The following is a 23,945-nucleotide window of genomic DNA, read 5'->3' as shown; positions in this document are numbered from 1 at the left end:
AATTTCCTGATCCACCTCTAACTTCGACGAAAACATTAGAAATACAGATGTCGAAAATGATTGAAGATATTCAACAAAAACAAAATGAGATGTCTGATCAAATGAATTTAATGGTGGATCATTTATCTCAAGGTGCCGCAAAAATTGGAGAACAAGGTCAACATGCGATTGAGCAGTTAAATGGCAAAGTCTCGGAGTTGATGGGGAATCTAGGCGGAACGATGTCTGAGTTAATGTCAGATGTCACGAAACAGCGTATGGAACAAGATCGTGTAATTCTAGAAAATCAGCAAAAATTGCACGAACAATCATCTACATTAATTGATAATTTAGGAACTGAAATTAAAGATTTGATTGCACACAGTCAAAATGCGGTCCAAGTATATAAAGAAAATATTCAGAAATTATCTCAAGTGACAACGGATAGTATTACGGGTATGAATAACGGTGCTGAAAAAATGCGCTTAGCTTCTGAACAGTTTAATACTGCGGGCAGTTCTTTGATTACAGTGACTGATAAGACATCACAGTTGATTGCAGAAGTAAGTACCACCTCTACACATTTGACCAGCGCAAGCAGCAATTTAATCGCTCTATTAAAAGACTATAAAGACTCACAAGAGAGTGTAAAACAGGCAATCAGTACTTTAGATGGTTTGATTAAACAAGCTCAATCTGAAGCTGGTATGAGTACCAAAATGCTTGAAGATATGAATCACATGACAAATGCATTAAATCAAGTGAAGAAAGAAATGCAGGATTATCTTGAGCAAGTCAGTGATGTGCTGGTGAAAAGTTTTGTCAGTTTTGATTCCTCTATGGAAACCAGCTTAAATCATTCTTTAAGAGATTTTGATAATACACTTGATCAAGCTGTAAAACGCCTTGTTGATAGTATAGAAGGCTTGGGTAGTTTTGTAGAAGATCTGGAAGATCTAGTACAACAAAAGAAAAACTAATTTTGGGGTACATGATTAATGTTAGGTAACAGGTACTCTAAGAAACCACGTTCTAAAGATGAAGGTGAAAAACCTTTTTGGATTTCATTTGCTGATTTAATGACAGCATTAATGACCTTGTTTTTAGTCGTAATGGCTGTGTCATTAATGGTCGTAACGAAAAAAATCAATGAAGCGACTCAAGCCGAAAATCAACGTAGTTCAGAGATTTTGGATATTTGTACTAGTATTCAAAATGATGCCGCGTTGAAAAATAAGATCATTAATGTTGATTGTAAGGACAATCGTATCAACTTTGGAGAAGCTGGTCGGTTTGGCCATAATGACTACCGGTTAAATGCAGCAGGAGTAGAGGCATTAAATACGTTAGTACCCATTGTTTTAAATGCTGCTAATAGTGAAAATGGAAAAAAATGGTTTAAACAAATTGTGATTGAAGGGTTCACAGATACGGATGGTTCATATCTCTATAACTTAAACTTAAGTTTACGTCGTTCAGAATGGGTCATGTGCAATTTACTCGATCCCAAGTTTAGTCATGGGTTAAGTCTGAGTGACGCACAAAAGAACCAGGTTAAACAATTATTTTTAGCTGGTGGGGTCTCTTTTAATTCAGCTAAGGATAGTAAAGAAGCCTCACGTCGTGTTGAGCTACGGATGCAATTCTATGGTTTAAAAGAAAAAGAGAACGCTGAGCCGCAACCCCATTTTGTTTCAGCGCCTGTTGAAACATGCCAATTGACACGGTGATAGTGATGAGTATTGCGAATCTAAAACGTCGTCTTGAAGAAAAAATAAGTGTATTTTCTGAACCAACTCATATACAGACTAAATTTGTTAGACCTCAGCGTTTAATGAAAACATTGTCTATTATTGAGCATAAACTCGATGTTCTTGAAAATGAACAACCATTAGAAGAAAAAATTATCAAATCAGTTCTAAAACTTGAACAACACGGGTTTGATGGGCTGACTAAACGAGATTGGAAAAATTTGGCTTGGTCTCTCAGTAAAAAACTGCCCAATTATGAAGAAAAACTTTTATTCACACCTGTAGGTGTAAGATTAATTGATTATTTCAACCAATTGGGAATTGACCAACTCCAGTTTGTTTATTTTCCATTGTTATATAGCTATTTTTCCTTTCAAGCAAAGGAATTAGAAAAACAACCTGATAGCTGGGTTCAGTTAAGAAATATATTAAATACGAACAAATCTTTGGTATTTAAAAATTCGACTCGACTAAAAAAATGGATGACGACTCTTATAGATAATTCAGAGGTTTTAACCACAGAACCTACGAAAAAATTTGTACGTGAATTTTTACAAGATAATGATGAAAACAGAGTTGCTAATCAATTAGAAAGTTTAAGAATAGCTTCGGGTAGTTGGTTTTGGGATGATTTGATTCGATCTGCAATTAAGTCGATCAAGACAATGAAAGAGGATGAGTATTTTCAAATTATCCCACGCTTTTTAGTATTGCTTGAAAAAAATAAAATATATACAACCACTATTTTGGCCGCACTTCTAGAACGGTACGCTAGTACTTCTCAGAGAGAGAAAGTACATGAGGTATTAAAACATCTAGCCTTGGATCAATGGGGTAATCCTCAGTATGAATCTTCAGCGGGATGGAATAACGTAAATGCTGATACCAAAAAAATGGTGATTCAGTGGTTTGTTAGAGCAGATTTGGAAGCTTTCTTTAAATTATTCAATCAGAATGCAGATATTCAAAGATTTAATTATTGGATGCGGTTTATTGATCAAATTAACTTTTCTCAGATCTTTTTGGGTTCTAATGCATTGAATTCTAGACGCGATGAACATTTGAAATTTAGAAGATTGAATAGGGGTAGGCTGAAAGAATTAGCCGGTTCTACAACGTCTACCAATAATGCTTTCCTTTTGAAAATCGATAATATTTATATTGTTGATTTTTCTGAAACAGGTAATGCTTGTTATTTTTATAACCGTCTTCCTTACAAAGACTATGTCGGAAAAATTGAAATTAAGACACTGAGAAATCAGGAAATTTGTATTGATCGTCAAACAAGGAATGGTAATTGGCAACCACGATTTGATAATGCCTTGGCTCGACTCGGTATCTTTTCTAAGAGATAAATTTAAGTAATTAAACTATTTACAGGACAATCATGAAATTAACATTCTGGAAAAGGAAAAAAAGTACTGACTCTGTTGTTGAAGATAACTTGATGGCGAGTATAAAGTCTTTACAATATGATGACGTTGGATTGATTTATCCTTATCAACAGAATGCTAAAAATGACGCTGATTTTTATTGGGAAAGTCTAGAAGAAGAAGATATCGCCTATCTCATGGATGATCAGTATGTATTGCCATGGGAGGAGCTGTTTCAGCTTCAGCAAGATCCCGAACATAGTAACGTACTTAATTTACTCAACTTACCAAGTCCAACGAATTTACATCCAGTGATTCGTAGTGAGGGAGGATTAAGTGATCCTGATTTTAAAATCATTCTAGATGGATGGTGTGATCAAAATAGGATTAAGTCTAAAGGCCTAATTAAACGAATAGGTGCCGTACTGAATGTTGATGGTCAAGAATATTTACTAAATGAAACGACTTGGAAGCTTTTAGAAAAAATTAAAGAATTTGCTCGTATTTCAAATAAAGATAATAAGCTCAATCAAAAGTATTGGGCTCAAATACGAAGTTTAGCTAATCGAAGTCAGGCAAATTTAGATGAGTTTCTTCGTAAGACCGTGGTACTTGCACCTGAAAAATTACAATTAAATCTACGTAAGAACTTGATTAGTCAGGAATCAGTTGTAGAAGTACAACCCTCCTTTGAGGAGGCACCGTCAAATTGGTTGCAAACTTTTGATCACTATAATCAGGTACAAGATCAATATAGCATTAGCCTACCAGATGGTGGAGTCGCTCATGTAGTCATTGATCCTCAAGTCAAAAATGTGCTGAGTGAAATTAAAAAGATGCCGAATAGACGTGTATCTGGTGAGCGCGCTCAAACATTTTTGCATAACCCCTTCGCGCAATTAGGAGATGATGCCACAGAGGTCATCTCTCCTGAAGGTTTTGAAAAATCAAAGCAAGATGCAGAAATCTATAGTTACAGCTTACAGATATATAAATTCTATAATGAGTTAGGGCATTATGTTTCTGCTCAATTAACTCTTAACGAAAATTCAGGTCGTGAACAACAACCGATTCTGTTGGAACTCTCCAATCTAGAGCAAACAAAATATTTTATCTCTGCTTATGAAAAGCCATCACCAATTTTCATGTGGGCGGGTTATACAATTGATAAAACGAGCTATTTGGATCATCAGGTTCAAGAGTTAAAAAGTGATCTAACAGAAATCCAAAAATATGAAGATGAGTTACAAGCACAGCAAGTTTTAGATCTATCTAATTACAGTGATCGGGTCATTGGTATAGGTGAAGCACAAAAACTAAACTCTGAGTTTATTCAAAGAGACAGTGGTGAATCAGAGTGGTTGCCACAGCATCTCATGGAGTTGGAGCAACAATTCCAGGATCGCTTGTCTAATGAAGCAATAGAGTTGCTTGAACAGCGTATCAAACAGGCTGAGCAAGAAGGTAAAGATCAGGTTCTAATTCCTAATGCGAACACTGAAGTCTCAGTAGATGACGCTAAAAAATTATTAAATAGTCTGAGCGATTCAAATAGAAAAGAACCTATTGAAACATTAGAAGAATCTACGGTTAATCTACAGAAAAAAAAGAAAGATACATTACTTATCGCGAATAACATTGATAAAGCTGAGTTTACTAAACAACGAGCAGATCAATTGGTTTTTGATGAGAAGAACCATCCCCCAGCTAGATTGCCTTCAAGTTTCAGAAGTCAGGAATTCGGTTTAAAACCGCATCAGGAGTATGGAGTTGCATGGTTGCAGAATCTACATCAATATGCACCGGAACAGGTAAGTGGCTGTCTTTTAGCAGATGATATGGGATTGGGGAAGACCCTGCAATTGTTGTGCTTTATTGGTGAATATTTAGAAAATGCGAAAGATAAAAAACCAGTTTTAGTGGTTGCTCCAGTTTCATTGTTAGAAAACTGGGAGGCAGAAGCAAATCGGTTCTTCAGTGCTAAATTTCCTAAGATCCTAAGTCTATATGGTGAGAATTTAAAAGATCGAAAAATTCCCAAGCATTTAATTTCTGCTCAATTGAGAGACGATCACGGTATTACGCATTTGCTTGAAGAAGAGTGGCTAAGTGATGCGGATATTGTCCTCACAACCTATGAAACGATGCGTGATCTAGAGTTTTCTTTAGCGCGAGTTGATTGGGGGATTATGGTTTGCGATGAAGCACAAAAAATTAAAGTACCTACGGCTATGGTGACAAAAGCGGCTAAAGCTCAAAAGGCAGACTTTAAAATAGCATGTACTGGTACTCCAGTGGAAAATTCACTCACTGACTTATGGTGCTTATTTGATTTTATACAAGAAAATTTGTTAGGGTCATTGAATGAATTTGGAAAAACTTATCGTCGCCCTATAGAAAATCTTGATAATGTGGATAATGAAGTATTGGAACAATTGCGGAACTTGATTGCACCACAAGTTTTAAGACGAATGAAACATGATGTTGCTGACTTACCAGAAAAAATTGAAGTAAATCATTGTAAAAATATTACGATTTCTTCACTTCAACGTCACTTATATGCGGATGTAATTAATCGCTACAGAAAGTTGTCTGAAGAAGGTAATCAAGGTGCGATGTTGGCTTCACTGCACAGTATGCGAATGATTTGTGCACATCCATTCCAATTGCAACCGAATGCTTCAATTCATGAATCACCTAAAGTAGATTGGTTGATTAAAACCTTAGAAGCAATTAAGGCAAAGAATGAAAAAGTTATTATTTTTACAGAATTTAGAGATATTCAAGTATTCCTGAAACGGATTCTTCTAGAACGATTCGGCTTAAATGTTACAACCGTTAATGGGGATTCAAATACAAGTAGCAAAAAAGGTTTAACACGGCAAAACCTTATTGATAGATTCCAAGCAACTAGTGGTTTTAATGTGATTATTTTATCAACCACTGCTGTAGGCTTTGGCGTTAATATCCAAAAAGCTAATCATGTCATTCATTATACGCGCAGTTGGAATCCTGCCAAGGAAGATCAGGCAACTGACCGTGCGTATCGTATAGGACAAGATAAAGAAGTTTTTGTTTACTACCCATCAATAGCAGCAAATGATTTTGATACTTTTGAGATAAAATTAGACCGACTTTTATCAAGTAAGCGGGCTCTGGCAGATGATATGCTGCAGCCGAGTAGAGAACTTAGCAAAGAATTGATCGAAATGATTTAGATGGTAATCCCCTGAAAAATAAAAGGATGTAAAAGTAGAGTTTTCTCTTAAGATAGAAGCAGGAGATTCTGCATGAAAACATCTAAATTTACTGACAACCAAATCATGCTTATTCAAAAGTAAGCTGAATTATGCCTTACATTGGGTTCCCTCGGTTTGGAGGCATATATCAAAATTATAGAGGGAGAGCCTAAATCTATGCTATGTTTAAGCAGGCTTATTCTAATTGTAGAGCAAGATGGTTGGACGTAATTATAGTGATGTACTCAATCCGCAAAAGGCATTGATTTGGCGTATTGTGCATCGTGATAATATTCCGTGGATATTAGAAAATGGCTTACATAGCAGCAATAGTCCAACACAATGTGTAAATTGGGTTCAGATTGGCAGTCCAGAACTGATTGAGAAAAGACAACTGCATCCTGTTCCTGTAGGGAAAAAGGGTGTGCTAAGTGACTATATTCCATTTTATTTCACACCATTTTCACCTATGCTGCTGAATATAAAGAGTGGCCGTGGCGGTGTACGTCAGCGTACTAATGATGAAATTGTTATTTTAGTTTCTAGTTTGTATCAGCTACAGCAGCAGCAAATTCCTTTTGTTTTTACAAATAGTCATGCCTATTACCAATGGGCTGAATTCTATACAGATTTATCTAGCTTAAATGAGATCGATTGGTCAATATTACAGGCAAGAGATTTTAAAAGAGATATGGATGATCCTGCGAAGTTTGAACGTTATCAAGCCGAAGCGTTAGTTCATCAACACTGCCCAACAAAAGTATTGATTGGGGTGATATGTTATACTGAAACAGTTAAAGCTCAAATAGAACAGTGGCTGCAACAAGCAGATGTTAATATTCCTGTGCATGTGAGACAAGGGGTGTATTTCTAATGATTCGTTATACAACAGGAAACTTATTAGATGCTCCTGTAGAAGCATTGGTAAATACCGTGAATACCGTTGGTGTAATGGGTAAAGGTATTGCTTTAATGTTTAAGGAGCGTTTTCCAAAAAACATGGCAGCTTATAGTCAAGCGTGCAAAGCTGGACAGGTTACAACTGGAAAAATGTTTGTGACTGAAACTAATGAGTTAATGGGCGCACGTTGGATTATTAACTTTCCAACTAAACAGCATTGGCGGGATAAATCCAAACTCCAATGGATTGAAGATGGTTTGCAGGATCTTAAAAAGTTCATCATTGATCATCAAGTTAAATCTATTGCAATTCCACCATTAGGTGCGGGTAATGGTGGGTTAGAGTGGAGTCGTGTTAAATCAAAAATTGAGACAGAATTATCCGATTTAGAGTATGTGGATATTTTGATTTTTGAACCAACCACACAGTATCAAAACGTGGCAAAGAAAATAGGTGTATCACAACTTACACCAGCACGAGCCATGATTGCAGAGTTAGTACGTCGTTATTGGGTATTGGGGATTGAATGTAGTCTATTAGAAATCCAAAAACTGGCATGGTTTTTACAGCGAGTTATTGAGCAAAAACAATTACCAAATGAATTGAAGCTTAATTTTCAGGCGAACTATTATGGTCCTTATGCTTCTAATTTAGACCATTTGTTGAATGCAATGGATGGTAGCTATCTCAAATCGGACAAGCGAATTCCTGATTGTGACCCCTTAGATGTGATTTGGTTCAATGATCAGCAAAAAAGTAAAGTTCAAGGTTATCTGATTAGTGAAGCAAAAGAGTATATGGCTGCTGTAGAAGGAGCTGCAACATTGATAGAGGGTTTTGAATCACCATTTGGTATGGAGCTTTTGGCAACAGTAGATTGGCTTATCTATAAGGAAGGTTATCAACCTAATGTTGAATCAATTCAAGAAGGGTTAGCGAATTGGAGTGCAGGTGAGCGTTGGGCAAGACGGAAATCTGATTTATTCAAAGCAGAGCATATTCAATTTGCATTACAAAAATTAGATGGTTTTGCTTATTCTTATTCAGATGTAACTTAAATCTTAGTATTCGACTTTTTTCTTTTTTTTAGTAAATAGAATGCTAAAGATTATAATGAGAAAGATTAAGCATTGGGTGAATTTGCCAAGATTTTTTACGATGTAATCTGACTGTTGAAGTATTCGTATTGCAAGGTCTCTGGTGTATGATTGTTCTGATTGGCGCATAAGATTATCCTGACTCATTTGTTACTTCATGGAATAAGAGTAAAGCTGGATGAATAGTTACAAAAAAGATAGTAAAATTTTAGGTGGTGTTTCAAAAAGTATGCTGACATTAAATGAAGCCATTATTGATGTAAAAAAAGGTTAAGTCGAAAGCTTTAAAATGGTTTTCAATCTTTTTTGAAAAATTACAACTCCTTCTAAAACCGCGCCTAATTCGATGCCTTATTTTGCAATTATTACCTTCAATACCTACAGTAAAAAATTTACCAATACTTTGCTTGCAGTTTTTAAAAGCAGTTATGAAACTGTCCCAATGATCACTTGCAATTCGGGTGTAGTGAATACCTAATTGTTTAAGCTTTGTCTTCAATCGTTGAACTGTAGCTAAGTCTCTTTTACCCCAAACATAAGCAACAATCTCACCTGTTTCTCGATGGTAGGCGTAAATAAGCCATTGTTTATTATTTTTATTTCCCACAAAAGTCCAAAACTCATCAACTTCAAGAGACTCATAATGACTTTGTTTAGGCTGAATTTGGTAGGTCGATTCGGTTAAAGTACGTAAAACTTTACCGATACTGATTCGCTCAACTTCAGCGATATCTCGTATACCACTACCTCTGACCATCAACTGTAATATTTTTCGAGTAATGCCTGAATTACATCCTAGATAGCTCAGAGCATGGTCACCAATAAACTGACGTTTACAGTCTTTGCACTGATAGTTTTGTTTCCCATCTACTTTGATGCCATTTTTCTTTATACTGTCACTGAGGCAGGTTGGACATTTGATTTCTAGAGTTATTCGCATTTCTCTATTTTATCAAAATTCAACCTGCTTTGTTTCAGCATACTTTTTGAAACACCACCAAATTTTATAGTAGTAAAAATGGTAGTAAAAAATATTAATGATAAATAATTTTGTAATTAAAACAATTGATTATAACTTTAATGTGACTACCACCGCTTCCGCCAAATTCAAAAAGTCCTTGTGTAAACAAGGACTTTTTTTATATCCATACTTTTATATCACATATAAAAAGTATGGATTAGAGAAAATCCTTGAGTGCGGATTAAATAAAAAATGAATGGCGATGTTCTCCAGTAAATAGTTATAGATGCAGAATCATGTTTTGTAGTGAGGAGAGTTGATTTAGCATGTCATGAAGCGTGATGATTGCGTTTGTATTAAAGCGCTTGCTGTAAATGCGTCTTTTTACAAGATCATTATAGAAGATGTGAAAAATTTACTTAATTTATCAAATAAATATAACTCGTATTTCATCTACCAAGTCTTGCTTATTTGAGCTTTGAATCTGAACTTTATTTCATTTATATCACTCAAAAAACATTCAAAATTATGCATTTTTTGCATGAAATATTTAATTTTTGCATTGTCGTTTTTTTTGAAAAAAAGTAACACTTGCCTCTGCTAATTGTTGAGTCAATTGGTTTGTGCTTCTAGAAAAGCACAGCCTATCTGATGAGATCAGCATGGATCGTCATCAAAAATCAAATGTATGTTTGTGATTTGATGCAAAGCGAAATAGGGAAGGAATAACTATTATGAATCAAAAAAAACTGCTCAAATATATTCTGATTGCGATGATCACAGGAATATTAGTGGGCTGGGCATGTCATAGCACTTTAAGCACTGCACAAACAACAGACATCGCGGGTTATTTTAAGATCGTTACCGATGTATTTCTAAGATTAATTAAAATGATTATTGCACCTTTGGTGTTTGCAACTATTGTTTCAGGTCTAATTTCAATGGGGAAATCATCCTCACTCGGATCGATTACGTTTAAAGCAATGACTTGGTTTATTGGTGCATCGTTCATTTCTCTTTTGCTTGGGATGGGCTTAGCCAATTATTTCCAACCTGGGGCAGGAATGAACCTCAGTATTCCACAAGAAGCTGTGGATGTTGGCGTGAGTGCTTCCAGCTTAAGCTTGCAGACATTTATTACGCATATTTTCCCGCGTAGTTTTGCAGAAGCGATGGCAAATAATGAAATTTTGCAAATTTTGGTGTTCTCAATTTTCTTTGGTTCAGCATTAGCGTATGTACAGCATCAAACGGGTGCTTCAGTCATTGGTCGAATCATCGATGAACTATGCCGTGTTATGTTCCGTATTACCGACTATGTCATGGCAGCAGCACCGATTGCGGTATTTGCAGCAATCGCATCAGCAATTGCAGTTCAGGGACCTAAATTAATTCTTGATTATAGTATTTTCATTGGGCAGTTCTATATTGGTCTATTGATCCTTTGGATGATCCTCATTTCGTTTGGCTATATCTTCTTGAGAAAAGATGTTTTTAGATTGATGCGAGCGGTTCGTGAGCCAACCATGTTGGCGTTTGCAACAGCCAGTAGTGAGTCTGCATATCCAAAAACGATGGAAGCTTTAGATAAATTTGGTGTGCCGAAACGTATTACTAGCTTTGTATTACCTTTGGGTTATTCATTTAATCTCGATGGTTCAATGATGTATATGGCTTTTGCGGTGTTGTTTATTGCACAAGCCTATAATGTGGATTTGAGTTTTGCTCAGCAGGCTTTGATTTTATTAACCTTGATGATCACAAGTAAAGGCATTGCTGGCGTTTCGCGCGCATCTATTGTGGTGATTGCTTCGACACTTGCTATGTTTCAACTTCCAGAAGCGGGTATTTTATTAATTCTTGCAATTGATCAATTTTTAGATATGGGGCGTACTGCAACCAATGTCATCGGAAATAGTATTGCAACCGCGGTTATCGCGCGAACTGAAGGTGACAAGCATGAGGTTGAAGAGCAAGATGAGGTCATGGTTGAACCAATTATTCCAGTCAGTCGATTGGCAGATAATAGTTAAGATTTAAGTTATTCCTATAAAATAGACCTCTTTCATCATTATGTCGCCTTTTTTATTTTTCTCCAATCAGGTGAAGAAAAATATTTATGAGAGCGGTCTATTGAATAGTTTATATTGTTTTTTAAAAAGCTTTATTTATAGTGATTGTTTAGTTTTTTGGATGTTAATCCAAAATTTAATTTCTAAACAATCACTTTTTTATATTGTATATTTTATTAATTTAATAAATTTAAAGGAATATGAAAGGTATCAAAATTAACGAGAAGTTAATGAGTTCCAAATGTAGCCTATTCGATTTGAAAGTATTATTTCACGTCTGATAATATAGATATTTTGAAATGTATGATAGCTTTCCTGATCTACGATCATTAATTTTTTTTCATTAATTTCTTTTTCAATAAGTAGTTTTGGCAACCACGCAATACCTAAACCTTGTAAAGCGAGTTCTTTTAAGTCGCCAGCATTGTCTGTTTCATATAATGTACGGTAATTTAATTTATTCTCAATAACCTCATCGACACAGTTTCTTAAATAAGCTTGTTTACTATAAGCCAACAGTGGGAAAAGCTGATCAAATGAAAATTTTGGTTGGTTATTATTGAGCGCGGTAACGGGGAGTATTTCCATTTTTACGATTTTATGGAAAGCGAAAAGGGAAGGGTCAAGTTGCTGTAACGTTTTTTGATCACAATAACAAATTAAAAAATCACATGAGCCATCCTTGAGCAAACGCATTCCTTGTTTCTGGTTGGCTGCAATAATTTCTAATTTTAAGTCTGCTAAATTGAGTGACAAATCGTGGATAAACCTTGGGAAAAATTGCGTTATTAATGAATGTGATACTGCAAATTTAACTGTTAATTCATTGTTTTTAATGTTTTTTTCTAGATAGTTAATTGTTGTTTCAAGTTGGTTTTGGATATTTTTTGCTGAAGCCAATAAAATTTGTCCAGCTTCGGTGAAGTCAATATTTTTACTATGCCGTTTTAAAATTTGGAAACCCAATGCCGTTTCAATATTTTGAATTCTACGAGAAAATGCAGATTGTGTGACGTGTCTCATCTCTGCTGCTTGGGAGATCGATTTTTCTTGCTCGAGTGCAAGTAAATCTTCAATCCATCGAATTTCCAAGGTCATAACCTATCCTTAACGCCTGCTTATATACATTATAATCTATTATGCAAAAAATGCATGTAGTAATATTTTTTTACATTAGAAAAAAATCAATTTGTCCACTAATATAAATTCATTGTTAAGCAGAGTCTATTTAAATGAATGTTAAGATTAACACACGGACTGAAAAAGATTTATTAGGTAATAAAGAAATTCCATCACATTGTTATTATGGTGTTCAAACTTTAAGAGCAATTGAAAATTTTAATCTAAGTCAGAATAAATTGAGTCAATTTCCTGCTTTTATTAAAGCACTAGCAATGGTGAAATCGGCATGTGCACATGCAAATTTCAAACTCAATAAAATTGAAGAAAATAAAAATAATGCAATTCAATATGCCTGCCAACAAATTTTAAATAATCAATATCATGATCAATTTATGGTAGATATGATTCAAGGTGGTGCTGGAACTTCAACCAATATGAATATAAATGAAGTTGTTGCAAATGTAGGCTTGGAATATCTTGGTCATTTAAAAGGTGAGTATCAATATTTACACCCAAATAATGATGTAAATATGTCTCAATCAACCAATGATGTCTACCCAACAGCCATAAAAATTGGATTAATCACTGCAATTCAACAATTAAATGTACCATTTAACGATTTAATTGAAAGCTTCAGAGCCAAGTCGGATGAGTTTGCCAATATTCTAAAAATGGGACGTACCCAGCTACAAGATGCTGTACCTATGACTTTAGGGCAGGAGTTTGGTGCTTTTGCAACGACTTTACAAAATGATTTAAATAAATTAAATCAGATCATGCCTGAAGCTTTAAGTGTGGTTAATCTAGGCGGAACTGCAATCGGTACAGGCATCAATACTGAAACCCAGTATCGTGAATATGCCATTGCATCATTGTCAGAGATTACCCAGCGAAACATTAGCAGTGCACCTGATTTAATCGAAGCAACATCGGATATGGGCGATTTCGTATTGTTGTCGAGTTTGTTAAAACGTACAGCAACCAAACTTTCAAAAATTGCCAATGACTTACGTTTATTATCTAGTGGTCCACGTGCAGGTTTAAACGAAATTTATTTAGAAGCGCGTCAGCCAGGCAGCTCGATTATGCCAGGTAAAGTGAATCCTGTGATCCCTGAGGCAATGAATTTGGTCTGTTATCAAGTGATTGCCAATGATTTGGCGGTTACTCTAGCTGCGGAAGCGGGTCAGCTACAGTTGAATGCGATGGAACCATTGATTGCATTTAAACTGTTTGAATCAATCGAGCTATTAGGCAAAGCGATGCAGATGTTCCAATACAAGTGCATTGAAACGATTCGTACCAATGCCGAACTTTGTCAGTCACAGGTCGAAAATTCAATTGGTATCATTACTGCGCTTAACCCATATTTAGGCTACGAAACGACCACTCGTATTGCGAAACAAGCCAATGAGTCTGGGCAAAGCGTGTTGGCTTTGATTAGAGCTGAGAACTTAATATCTGATCAAGTTTTGGCGGATATTTTAGCTGTGAAAAACATGGTACACCCGAAGCAATCGATATAATTCATTGATCTAATTCATGAATGAATTAAAGAAGCCCATATAGATGGGCTTCTTTGTTATACGGTTAAGAAATATTGCTATTGACCTGACCTTCAGAGGTGAGCATTTCCGCCATTTCTCTGGTTTTCTTCAAGCCGGGCATGCGATATTCAGTATGACCGAAGTCTTTAATGGACTTCCAACGACCACCCCAAGTTAAACCAACTGATTCAGCAACTTGGCCATATAGTTCATAGCCTCTCATCGCCCAAGGATCGCGTTCAGTGATGACCACTTTACCATTTCGTTTAAATGCTACATCGGCAGCCAATCCAAATTGATGGTAGCTTTGGTAACTTCTTGCGCGTGTTGTATTTGGATTTCCTGCCAACATATTTTGACGTTCGGGGCTACGATAACCTTCCAGTAACACCAGCTCATATCCATATTGTTCCTTCATAATCTTAAAGACCATGAGTAAGCGCTGCTTATAACGAGGATTCATCTTATCCCATTTACGGTCAACCATGCTGCTATCCAAAGCACCGTGGGAATGAGTGATGGGTACTTCTATCTGCGATGCATCAACCGAACCGCTGTGCTGAGCGAGATATTCTTGTTCAATTCGTGTTGCTTCGATGAGTGCGTCATGAATTAGGGTGACATCGACTTCTGGCGGTGGGCTGAGTATTTCACCATTCAATAAAGCATAAACCTGAGGGTCTGTTTCTTTTAAATATTCGGCTTCGATACGGGTTGAATTAATTGGACGTGTGAAAGCAAAGATCAGAATACTGGCAAATAAAAAGAAACCTGCAATTAAAATCCACCACTGTTGTAGATGCCAGTGTGATTGGATTTTTTCAGGTGCAGCAGCTTGATGCATGTTTTCTGCAAACTGCATCGCATTGACGATTTTCTTTCTGCTACTTGGAAGTAGTGACCGTAATAATTGTGTGCATTTAGTGCGTAACTCATAAGACATTAACAACGTCAGTGTCACAGCGACCAAAATAAAACAGAAAGAAATAAACCAAATCATTGGCTATTTCAGTTCATTTACAGAAAAGGGCCGTTGGGTCACATTGATTTGTACCGTTGCCTCTGGTGCTTCGGCTTCAACCTCGACCTCCTTTGCTGCATTGGTTTTGGTTGGTTGAGGCTTTGTTGCACAAACCTATCTGTAAAGGGTTTTTCAGCGATATAATTTTCAAATGAAGAAGCCTGCACACAAAATCTACCGCACAACCAATTGGCCCGCATATAACCGAGCACTCATGAGTCGCGGAAATATTGCCATTTGGTTTGATCCTGCTACGCAATGGTATGCTCCGTCCATCGGTAAACAAGGGCGAAATCAAACCTACTCCGACGCAGCCATCCAATGCTGCTTAATGATTAAATCCTTATTCCGTCTGTCTTTACGTATGGTCACTGGCTTTGTGCAAAGTCTGATTAAACTTTGCGGATTAAATTGGATAGCTCCAGATTACACCACGCTTTGTAGAAGACAAAAGCATATTGATATTGTAATCAGCTACCAAAAAAGTAGCGATGGGCTGCATCTACTCATGGACTCTACAGGCATGAAGTTTCTAGGTGAGGGCGAATGGAAACGCAAGAAACATGGACCTGAATATCGTCGCCAATGGCGTAAACTTCATATTGGTATAGATGCTAAAACCCTACAAATACGAGCAGTTCAGCTTACAACCAATAATGTCAGTGATTCACAGGTGCTTGGTGATTTACTTAATCAGATTCCACAAGATGAGCAGATTAACTCTGTTTATACCGATGGAGCTTATGACACCAAGCAATGCCGTCAGGTCATTGCAGATCGGCAAGCGCATGCGGTGATTCCACCTAGAAAAAATGCGAAACCATGGAAAGATACAAAGAGTAGCTCGCTAGAGCGAAATGAATTACTTCGAACAATTAAACGTTTAGGCAGGACACTATGGAAAAAATGGTCAGGCTATCATCGGCGAAGTTTGGTTGAAACTAAGATGCATTGCATCAAATTATTAGGAGATAAACTCAGTGCAAGGAGTTTTGATAGCCAAGTCAATGAGATCCATGCACGTGTGGCAGTCCTTAACAGATTTACGGAATTAGGTCGACCACTTACCCAAGTTACGCCTTAAATTTGGCTCAATTAGGGGCGCTTTGCATTTCAAATCTTTGTGCAACAAAGCCCAAATGATCTAAAGCCAAAGCGCTGGCTAATTGTGGTTTTTCGTGTATCTTTATTAGGCGCTATGTTTGTGGAAACATAGCGAAATCCGAGGAAGATTGAACATCTATGAAGATTAAAGCAGCGTGCTTTGCAACAATACTGTTCGCAGGAAATTTATTGTTTGGTGCTAATGTATCGGCGAGCAATACGGTGACGGTATATGCTGCTGCGAGTCTGACGGATGCAATTAATGAATTAACCCAGCACTATCAACATAAAAATAAAGTCAAAATAAAAACTTCTTATGCAGGTTCTGCAACATTAGCCAAACAGATTGAAGCAGGTGCGCCAGCGGACGTATTCATATCTGCGGATGTGGACTGGATGAATTATTTGCAAACAAAAAAACGAGTCACAGCAAATCATCGGGTCAACTTACTCGTAAATCGTTTGGTATTGATTAGTCCGAAAGATCACCCAATTAAGATTAAAATGCAAAATAACGTTGATCCACTGAGCGTGATTCGAGGTCGAATTTGTACAGGCGATACCAAAAGTGTGCCTGTTGGAAAATATGCAAAGCAAGCTTTAATCTCGCTGGATTGGTGGGGACGTGTCGAGCCTCGTCTCGTTGCAACAGAAGATGTTCGTGCTGCTTTAAACTTTGTCGCGCGTGGTGAATGCCAAGCAGGGATTGTTTATGCCACTGATGCCGCGGTGACAAAGAATGTGCAGATCACCGCTGTATTTCCTGAGAATACCCATAAACCGATTATTTATCCAGTTGGATTAGTTAGGAACAATACAGAGTCCTTAAAGTTCTATCAGTTTCTGCAAAGCCGAGAGGCAACTTCTATATTTAAAAAATATGGCTTTAGTGTACTGCCGCAATGATGCTCACACCTGAAGAGATCGAAGTCCTGAAGCTGTCATGTAAAGTGGCAGCAACTTGTCTCATTTTTAGTTTAATTCCTGCCACCTTGATTGCTTGGATATTGGCGCGAAAAGAGTTTTGGGGAAAATCTTTGTTAGAGACTTTGGTTTTTCTGCCTTTGGTTCTTCCTCCAGTAGTACCCGGTTATTTATTATTGCAAGTTTTTGGAAATAATGGGTTTTTAGGGCAGTATCTCGCACCTTTCGGAATAGAGTTTGCATTTAATTGGAAAGGAGCGGTACTTGCATCGGCAGTGATGGGGTTTCCGTTATTGGTACAATCGATACGACTCGCAATTGAACTGGTCGATCAGCGTTTAGAAATTGCGGCAAAGAGTTTGGGTGCTTCTTCATTTGGTGCATTTATGCAAGTGACTTTGCCTTTGGCCAGTAGTGGGATTTTAGTCGGTAGCATTTTATGTTTTTGTCGTAGTTTGGGAGAGTTTGGTGCGACCATAACTTTTGTTGGCAACATTGCCAGTGAAACGCGGACTTTGCCCTTGGCGATGTATAGTTTGATGCAGCAACCTGATACTGAAGCAGCGGTTTGGCGCTTGATTATTTTGTCATTGACGGTTGCCTTTTTTGCCTTATGGTTTGCGCAGTGGTTCAATCGCTATCAGAAAAATAAGCGTGGTTATGCGTGATGATTGATTGTCATATTCGTTTACAGCAAGGTCAATTTTGTCTTGATCAGCGTTTCCAGTCTGATCATGCAGTCATTGGTTTATTTGGTGCATCGGGTTCAGGTAAAACCACGATCTTGCACAGTATCGCTGGTCTAATCACGCCGCAATCAGGCTGGATCAAGGTTCAGGATCAGATCTGGTTTGATCCTGGTCAAAAGATTAATTTAACGACGCAACAACGCCGCGTCGGTTTGGTCTTTCAAGATGCACAACTGTTTCCACATAAAAATGTGATGCAAAATTTACGTTTTGGGTTTAAGCATATTCAGCCGCGGCAACGGCAGTTTGATGTGGACTATATTATTGAGTTATTAAAGCTAGGTCATTTAGTCGAGCGAATGCCGATTAAGCTTTCAGGTGGCGAGAAGCAGCGCGTTGCCTTGGGCCGAGCGTTACTTTATTCACCACATTTATTGTTATTAGATGAACCTTTATCAGCCTTGGATGCAGCGCATAAGGCTGAGATTATTCCTTTTTTTCAGCAGGTGATACAGGATATCAAAATCCCGATGCTGTATGTCAGCCATGACAAAGCGGAGATCGAGCAGCTCACAGATGTGATATGGTATTTATAAGAGATATAGCATTAATCCACACAGCGCAGATGCAAAGATCACATATAGCACATTGATCTGGAATTTAAATAATGCAATTAAAGCAGCAAGAGTCATCAGTGCAGCTTCAAAATTAAATCCTTGCTCAAAACCATTAGGCCAAAGCACATGATAGCCAAAGAACAGTGCGAGATTTAAAATCACCCCAACCACGGCTGCTGTAATTGCGGTCAGTGGAGCTGTAAATTTAAGTTGGTTATGGGTGGATTCGATGACAGGTGCGCCCGCCAAAATAAATACAAAAGAAAAGAGAAAGGTAAACCAAGTCACGATCACTGCTCCAATTGCACCCGCAAGAAATAAATGTTCAGTTCCCAATAAGGCAGCATTGAAAGCGCCAAGGAAACCAACAAAAGCCACCACCATAATCAGTGGGCCGGGGGTACTTTCACCTAATGCAAGGCCGTCAATCATTTGCGTTGGGCTGAGCCAGCCATAATTTTCGATTGCGCCTTGATAGACATAAGGCAGAACTGCATAAGCGCCACCAAAGGTCAGTAAAGCCGCTTTAGTGAAAAACCATGCCATTTGCGTATAAGTATGTTGCCACCCCAATGTTAAGGACAACATTAATATCGGCACACACCATAATAATCCTGCAATGATTAAAATCTTGAGTAGATTCGCCCAACGAAAAATAGCATGAATGGGTGGCGGAGTATCATCATCAATTACCGCTGCACCATAACTTTTTGCGCTATTTGTATGTGCAGTTTGCTGAGCAAATAAGCGCGGATATTTTTTACTGGTCAGATAGCCCAATATTGCCGCACTGAGGATGATGATTGGAAAGGGAATCTTAAAGAAAAATATAGCGATAAATGCTGTGCTGGCAATAAACCATAAAAACTTATTTTTGAGGGTGCGATGACCGATTTTATAGGTTGCATGGAATACGATTGCGGTGACAGCAGGTTTTATGCCGTAAAATAGCCCTGCAATAATCGGGACATCACCAAACTGGATATAAACCCAAGAAAGTAGGATCAGAATAAATAATGAGGGCAGGAAAAACAAAATCCCCGCAACCAAACCACCGATCGTTCGATGCATGAGCCAACCAATATAGGTGGCCAATTGTTGTGCTTCTGGACCAGGAAGCAACATACAGTAATTCAGTGCATGTAAAAACCGCTTTTCCGAAATCCAACGTTTTTGCTCAACCAGTTCTTGATGCATGACTGCAATTTGACCTGCTGGGCCACCAAAACTGATAAAACCTAATTTGAGCCAAAATAAAAAAGCTTGCCAAAAGGGGATGGTTGGAGTTTCTGGTACGACATCGGGCTGTTGCATGATTGGTCTCAGCAAGCGTTGAATTTTTCTTCACAATAAGATCACGATATTACATCAACCGTACTTATCGAAGCGCAGTATTACTTAATTTATGCGTTTAATGATTCAAAATGATGAATTTATTAGCCCGCTTTCAGGGATTTATCAAAGGAGTCTATTACAGTCTATTTGGATGTGCTTCATAAGTTGATAGATTTTAAATGAATATACAACGCACTTTTTCTTATTTTTAATCATAAAGCATGACGCATACCATAATCAGATATTGTTGAAAGATCATCTGATTATGGGCATTAAGAACTCCAAGCCACTTATTGTTACAGCAATCGTCCTTGTGGCGATTGTTGCTTTTATTATCTATCAAAATCAAAAAGATGCTGTGCCTATTCATTCTAAAAATAACAAGCCTGTTGTGATCGCCTATCAGACAGGCATTGATCCGACCAAGGTGGCTCAGGTCAATGGAGACTATGAGCGTGACAGCGATCAAGCCATTCAATGGCGTAAATTTGATGCAGGTTCGGATGTGATCAATGCGCTGGCCTCGGGGGATGTGGTGATCGGCAATATTGGTTCAAGTCCATTCGCCGCTGCCGCCGGTCGTGATTTACCCATCGAAGTATTTTTAGTGACTTCAAAATTAGGTGGTTCTGAGGCTTTAGTAGTGAGTCATAAATCGGGGATTAAAACACCACAAGATTTAGTGGGTAAGACCATTGCGGTTCCCTTTGTTTCAACCACGCACTACAGCTTATTGTCTGCGTTAAAGCATTGGGATATTTCAGAGAACCAACTCAAAATCATTAATTTACGTCCACCTGAAATTACTGCGGCTTGGGAGCGCGGGGATGTTGATGCTGCTTATGTCTGGGAACCTGCATTAAGCAAAATCAAAGCTAGCGGACAGGTGCTTACCGATTCTAAACAAGTCGGTGAGTGGGGCGCACCAACCTATGATCTTTGGGTGGTACGTAAAGATTTTGCTGAGAAGAATCCTGAGTTCCTCAAAGCCTTCGTAAAAACCAGCTTGAAGCAGATCGAAGCCTATAACCAAGATCCCAAAGCCTTTCAACAAAATACGGACAATATCCAGAAAATTGCGCAACTGACAGGATCGGATAGCAAAGATATTCCATTACTGCTTTCAGGAAATATTTATCTAGATCGTCAGCAACAACAAGCCACTTTAGCGGGTGAGTTTGCCAAGAATATTTTTGATACGGCGACTTTCTTAAAAAGTCAGGGCAAAGTCGATCAAGTCAAGTCTGATTATCGAGACAATATCACCACCAACTTCTTACAGCCATAGGAGATCTAAATGAGCGTATTAGCTGCTGAGCATCTTCATTTAACTTTTCCAAAGCAGCATGTACCTGTACTTCAAGATATTAATCTCAAGATTGAAGAAGGCACGTTAACTGTAGTTTTGGGAGAGTCAGGCTGTGGTAAGACAACATTGTTGAATATTTTGGCGGGTTTCCAACAGCCAAGTTCGGGGCAAATTAAATTGGATGATGACGTGCTTACAGCACCTGATGCACGCCGCGCTGTGGTGTTTCAGGATCACGCTTTGCTGCCTTGGTTAAATGTCTCTGAAAATATTGGTTTTGCTTTGCAGCTCAAAGGCTTAAAAGCACATGAAATACAACAGCAAGTTGATACGATCTTGAAAATTGTTGGTTTGAGCCATGTTGCCAAAGCTAATATTTGGGAACTGTCAGGGGGCATGAAGCAACGTGTTGGTATTGCACGTGCTTTGATTAGCCATGCAGCTTTTATTTTATTGGATGAGCCTTTTGCTGCCCTCGATGCGTTTACCCGTGAAACCATGCAGCAGTTGGTTTTAGATTTATGGATTGAACAAAATAAATCATTCTTTCTGATCACACATGACATTGAAGAAGCCTTGTTACTGAGCAATCAACTGGTGTTAATGACGTCTCGTCCCGGCAAGATCGTGGAAACTTTAAAATTAGATTTTGCTGATCGTTATAAACGGGGAGAATCCATTCGCGCGATTAAATCCGATCCCAAGTTTATTCAATTACGCGAACAACTGTTTGAACGTTTGCGAGTGCAGAAACAGGCAGGACATGAGGTGACTGTATGACGGGTCAAGCAAAAAATACCGTCTATGAAGTTACGAAGACGACTGAGCTGCATCCATCCGAGCCCAAGCAATCACGTTTCGTTCTGAATGCATTAGGAGGGTTTGTAGCTCGCCGCCGTAGTTTGATTCTTAGTTTGTCGAGTGTTTTGGGTGTATTGGCGATTTGGTATCTGATCACTGCATTAAACATTGTCCCAAGCCTATTTTTACCGAGTCCACAGGCGGTATGGCAGAAGTTCCTTGAAGTCAGCCAACAAGGCTTTATGCAAGCAACATTGTGGCAACATTTGGCTGCGAGTATTTCTCGTGTCTTATTGGCGCTTGTTGCAGCAATTGCGATTGGTGTGCCCCTAGGGTTGTGGATGGGGCAGAATAAATGGGTACGTGCGGTATTTGATCCTTTGGTTGAATTATTGCGTCCGATTCCACCTTTGGCCTATTTACCTTTATTGGTGATCTGGTTCGGCATTGGTGAAACCACCAAAGTACTTTTGATTTTCTTTTCGATCCTTGCACCCGTGATTATCAGCAGTACATATGGCGTGTTGAGCCATCAACTTAATCGTGAACGTGCCGCTTTATCTTTAGGCGCGAGCCAGTCACAAGTATTTTGGCGTGTGATTTTACCAACGGCTTTGCCGCATATTTTGACAGGAATCCGTATTGGTTTAGGTGTGGGCTGGTCAACCTTAGTGGCATCGGAGTTGGTGGCAGCAGATCGTGGTATTGGTTTTATGGTGCAGTCAGCGGCGCAATTCCTGATCACCGATACTGTGGTACTCGGCATCATTGTGATTGCCATTGTCGCCGTCAGTTTTGAATTGTTCTTGCGGTGGTTACAGCAGCAACTCTCGCCTTGGTATGGTCAACAGTTATAAGTGTGGATGTAAAAATGACGTTAAATATTGAAATCATTAAACCAAGCATTGGTGCAATTATTCACGATATAGATCTAAATATGGTTGATGCAAAGACCACCCAACACATTCAACAGGCGTTGCTTGATCATCATGTGATTTTCTTCCGTCATCAGCAGCTAGCACCGCAAGCCCAAGCTGATTTGGCACGTGGTTTTGGTTCTTTGCATATTCATCCGATTTTTCCAACGGTGAAAAATGTACCTGAAATCATTGTGTTGGATAGTTGGAAACAAGACTTACGTGACAATGAGTTATGGCATACTGATGTCACGTTTAGCCAAAAACCACCGTTGGGTTGTGTATTGCAAGCCATCAAGATTCCGCCCGTTGGTGGTGACACGCTGTGGTCAAGCGGCGCGGCTGCATTTGCTGCACTGGATCAAGACTTACAGCAAAAGTTGCAAGGCTTAACGGCTACGCATGATATTCGTCAGTCTTTCCCGATTGAACGTTTTGCACATAATGAAGTTGAGCGTCAAAAACTGGAACAAACCTTTAAACGCAATCCTCCAGTCATTCATCCAGTGGTGAGAACCCATCCTGTCACAGGTCAGCCGATTTTATTCGTGAGTGAAGGTTTTACCACGCGTATTAATGAATTAGATGAGGCGGAAAGTACTGAGTTGTTACAGTATCTATTTGCGCATGCGACCAGTGAGCAGTTCCATTTACGTTGGCAGTGGCAAGCGGGTGACGTGGCAATTTGGGATAATCGTTGCACGCAGCATAAGGCTTTATTTGATTATGGTGATGCGCATCGGATTATGCATCGAGCCACTATTAACGGTGATGTGCCGTTTTATAAAGCTGCAAGTTAAGTCTCTATTTTTTGGTTATTTAAAGCAAGCTTAGGATGCTAATGAGTCCTAAGCTTTTTTATGTTTAAATGATAATCTGTTGAACATTTGACAAAAAATACATTTTTTTAGACAGAAATCCCTTTTTATAAAAAAATAAGTTCTCTTTAACGCTTTTGGCTACCACATAATTTTGTTTAACTTTAAACATGCTTTATAACAGACAGTGGCTTTGTTGCACAAAGATTTGAAATGCAAAGCGCCCCTAATTGAGCCAAATTTAAGGCGTAACTTGGGTAAGTGGTCGACCTAATTCCGTAAATCTGTTAAGGACTGCCACACGTGCATGGATCTCATTGACTTGGCTATCAAAACTCCTTGCACTGAGTTTATCTCCTAATAATTTG

20 protein-coding genes and 1 pseudogene are annotated in these 23,945 nt (G+C 38.3%); 16 read left to right on the top strand and 5 right to left on the bottom strand.

Annotated elements, in window-relative coordinates:
* Nucleotides 1-47 precede the first annotated feature (47 nt).
* From F991_RS03635 to F991_RS03610, 6 genes are all read left to right on the top strand, one after another.
* Nucleotides 48-959 (top strand): hypothetical protein, encoded by a 912-nt coding sequence (locus F991_RS03635; protein ID WP_228127765.1) that lies wholly within the window; start codon nucleotides 48-50, stop codon nucleotides 957-959.
* Between the two features lie 18 nt (nucleotides 960-977).
* Nucleotides 978-1,709, top strand: coding sequence for a type I Zorya anti-phage system protein ZorB1 (zorB1, locus tag F991_RS03630; protein WP_003114525.1), 732 nt, complete (start codon nucleotides 978-980; stop codon nucleotides 1,707-1,709).
* Between the two features lie 5 nt (nucleotides 1,710-1,714).
* Nucleotides 1,715-3,085 (top strand): EH signature domain-containing protein, encoded by a 1,371-nt coding sequence (locus tag F991_RS03625; protein ID WP_003114524.1) that lies wholly within the window; start codon nucleotides 1,715-1,717, stop codon nucleotides 3,083-3,085.
* 32 nt (nucleotides 3,086-3,117) lie between these two features.
* Nucleotides 3,118-6,321 (top strand): DEAD/DEAH box helicase, encoded by a 3,204-nt coding sequence (locus tag F991_RS03620; RefSeq protein WP_003129329.1) that lies wholly within the window; start codon nucleotides 3,118-3,120, stop codon nucleotides 6,319-6,321.
* Between the two features lie 238 nt (nucleotides 6,322-6,559).
* A complete protein-coding gene (locus tag F991_RS03615) occupies nucleotides 6,560-7,216 on the top strand; it encodes a type II toxin-antitoxin system toxin DNA ADP-ribosyl transferase DarT (protein ID WP_000233088.1) in 657 nt (218 codons plus the stop codon).
* The gene (locus tag F991_RS03610) at nucleotides 7,216-8,301 is read left to right on the top strand and encodes a type II toxin-antitoxin system antitoxin DNA ADP-ribosyl glycohydrolase DarG (protein ID WP_004669001.1); all 1,086 of its coding nucleotides are present in this window, start codon (nucleotides 7,216-7,218) and stop codon (nucleotides 8,299-8,301) included. Before F991_RS03615 ends, F991_RS03610 begins: the two co-directional genes overlap by 1 nt.
* Nucleotides 8,302-8,578: 277 nt before the next feature.
* Here F991_RS03610 and F991_RS03605 read toward each other — a convergent pair whose 3' ends face one another.
* On the bottom strand, nucleotides 8,579-9,280 hold the full coding sequence (locus F991_RS03605; RefSeq protein WP_001223318.1) for an IS1-like element ISPa14 family transposase: 702 nt from the start codon (nucleotides 9,278-9,280) through the stop codon (nucleotides 8,579-8,581).
* A gap of 755 nt (nucleotides 9,281-10,035) precedes the next feature.
* On the opposite strand from F991_RS03605, the gene F991_RS03600 reads away from it, so the two are divergent.
* Nucleotides 10,036-11,334: a dicarboxylate/amino acid:cation symporter gene (locus F991_RS03600; protein WP_004668999.1), complete on the top strand. Its 1,299-nt coding sequence runs from the start codon at nucleotides 10,036-10,038 to the stop codon at nucleotides 11,332-11,334.
* A gap of 255 nt (nucleotides 11,335-11,589) precedes the next feature.
* Here F991_RS03600 and F991_RS03595 read toward each other — a convergent pair whose 3' ends face one another.
* Nucleotides 11,590-12,471: a LysR substrate-binding domain-containing protein gene (locus F991_RS03595; RefSeq protein ID WP_004668997.1), complete on the bottom strand. Its 882-nt coding sequence runs from the start codon at nucleotides 12,469-12,471 to the stop codon at nucleotides 11,590-11,592.
* 134 nt (nucleotides 12,472-12,605) lie between these two features.
* On the opposite strand from F991_RS03595, the gene F991_RS03590 reads away from it, so the two are divergent.
* Nucleotides 12,606-14,021 (top strand): aspartate ammonia-lyase, encoded by a 1,416-nt coding sequence (locus tag F991_RS03590; protein ID WP_004668996.1) that lies wholly within the window; start codon nucleotides 12,606-12,608, stop codon nucleotides 14,019-14,021.
* Between the two features lie 64 nt (nucleotides 14,022-14,085).
* Here the strand turns inward: F991_RS03590 and F991_RS03585 are convergent, their stop codons facing one another.
* A complete protein-coding gene (locus F991_RS03585; RefSeq protein ID WP_004668995.1) occupies nucleotides 14,086-15,042 on the bottom strand; it encodes a M15 family metallopeptidase in 957 nt (318 codons plus the stop codon).
* A 172-nt stretch (nucleotides 15,043-15,214) separates the two neighbouring features.
* Between F991_RS03585 and F991_RS03580 the strand changes: the two genes are divergently transcribed.
* The 4 genes from F991_RS03580 (at nucleotide 15,215) to F991_RS03565 (ending at nucleotide 18,376) form a co-directional block, all read left to right on the top strand.
* The gene (locus F991_RS03580) at nucleotides 15,215-16,147 is read left to right on the top strand and encodes an IS5-like element ISAba12 family transposase (RefSeq protein ID WP_051064200.1); all 933 of its coding nucleotides are present in this window, start codon (nucleotides 15,215-15,217) and stop codon (nucleotides 16,145-16,147) included.
* A gap of 158 nt (nucleotides 16,148-16,305) precedes the next feature.
* The gene (modA, locus tag F991_RS03575) at nucleotides 16,306-17,073 is read left to right on the top strand and encodes a molybdate ABC transporter substrate-binding protein (RefSeq protein WP_004668993.1); all 768 of its coding nucleotides are present in this window, start codon (nucleotides 16,306-16,308) and stop codon (nucleotides 17,071-17,073) included.
* Complete coding sequence (modB, locus tag F991_RS03570; RefSeq protein ID WP_004668992.1) at nucleotides 17,070-17,759, top strand: molybdate ABC transporter permease subunit; 690 nt, start codon at nucleotides 17,070-17,072, stop codon at nucleotides 17,757-17,759. Before modA ends, modB begins: the two co-directional genes overlap by 4 nt.
* The gene (locus F991_RS03565; protein ID WP_004668991.1) at nucleotides 17,759-18,376 is read left to right on the top strand and encodes an ATP-binding cassette domain-containing protein; all 618 of its coding nucleotides are present in this window, start codon (nucleotides 17,759-17,761) and stop codon (nucleotides 18,374-18,376) included. Before modB ends, F991_RS03565 begins: the two co-directional genes overlap by 1 nt.
* On the opposite strand, the gene chrA is transcribed toward F991_RS03565, so the two are convergent.
* On the bottom strand, nucleotides 18,371-19,711 hold the full coding sequence (chrA, locus tag F991_RS03560) for a chromate efflux transporter (protein ID WP_004668990.1): 1,341 nt from the start codon (nucleotides 19,709-19,711) through the stop codon (nucleotides 18,371-18,373). The genes F991_RS03565 and chrA overlap by 6 nt on opposite strands.
* A gap of 268 nt (nucleotides 19,712-19,979) precedes the next feature.
* On the opposite strand from chrA, the gene tauA reads away from it, so the two are divergent.
* From tauA to tauD, 4 genes are read left to right on the top strand one after another with little or no spacing between them, the layout of a single operon-like run.
* The gene (tauA, locus tag F991_RS03555) at nucleotides 19,980-21,020 is read left to right on the top strand and encodes a taurine ABC transporter substrate-binding protein (protein ID WP_171063392.1); all 1,041 of its coding nucleotides are present in this window, start codon (nucleotides 19,980-19,982) and stop codon (nucleotides 21,018-21,020) included.
* 9 nt (nucleotides 21,021-21,029) lie between these two features.
* Nucleotides 21,030-21,821: a taurine ABC transporter ATP-binding protein gene (locus F991_RS03550; RefSeq protein ID WP_004668988.1), complete on the top strand. Its 792-nt coding sequence runs from the start codon at nucleotides 21,030-21,032 to the stop codon at nucleotides 21,819-21,821.
* Complete coding sequence (tauC, locus tag F991_RS03545) at nucleotides 21,818-22,699, top strand: taurine ABC transporter permease TauC (protein ID WP_004668987.1); 882 nt, start codon at nucleotides 21,818-21,820, stop codon at nucleotides 22,697-22,699. Before F991_RS03550 ends, tauC begins: the two co-directional genes overlap by 4 nt.
* 14 nt (nucleotides 22,700-22,713) lie before the next feature.
* Nucleotides 22,714-23,559, top strand: a complete 846-nt coding sequence (gene tauD, locus F991_RS03540) for a taurine dioxygenase (protein ID WP_004668986.1) — start codon at nucleotides 22,714-22,716, stop codon at nucleotides 23,557-23,559.
* A gap of 259 nt (nucleotides 23,560-23,818) precedes the next feature.
* On the opposite strand, the pseudogene F991_RS17415 reads toward tauD, so the two are convergent.
* Nucleotides 23,819-23,945: pseudogene (locus tag F991_RS17415) on the bottom strand (IS5/IS1182 family transposase); the annotation flags it as partial.

Origin of the sequence: Acinetobacter sp. CIP-A165, from assembly GCF_000367985.1 — a bacterium.
GTDB lineage: Bacteria > Pseudomonadota > Gammaproteobacteria > Pseudomonadales > Moraxellaceae > Acinetobacter.
This window is presented reverse-complemented; position numbering and strand designations above follow the sequence as displayed.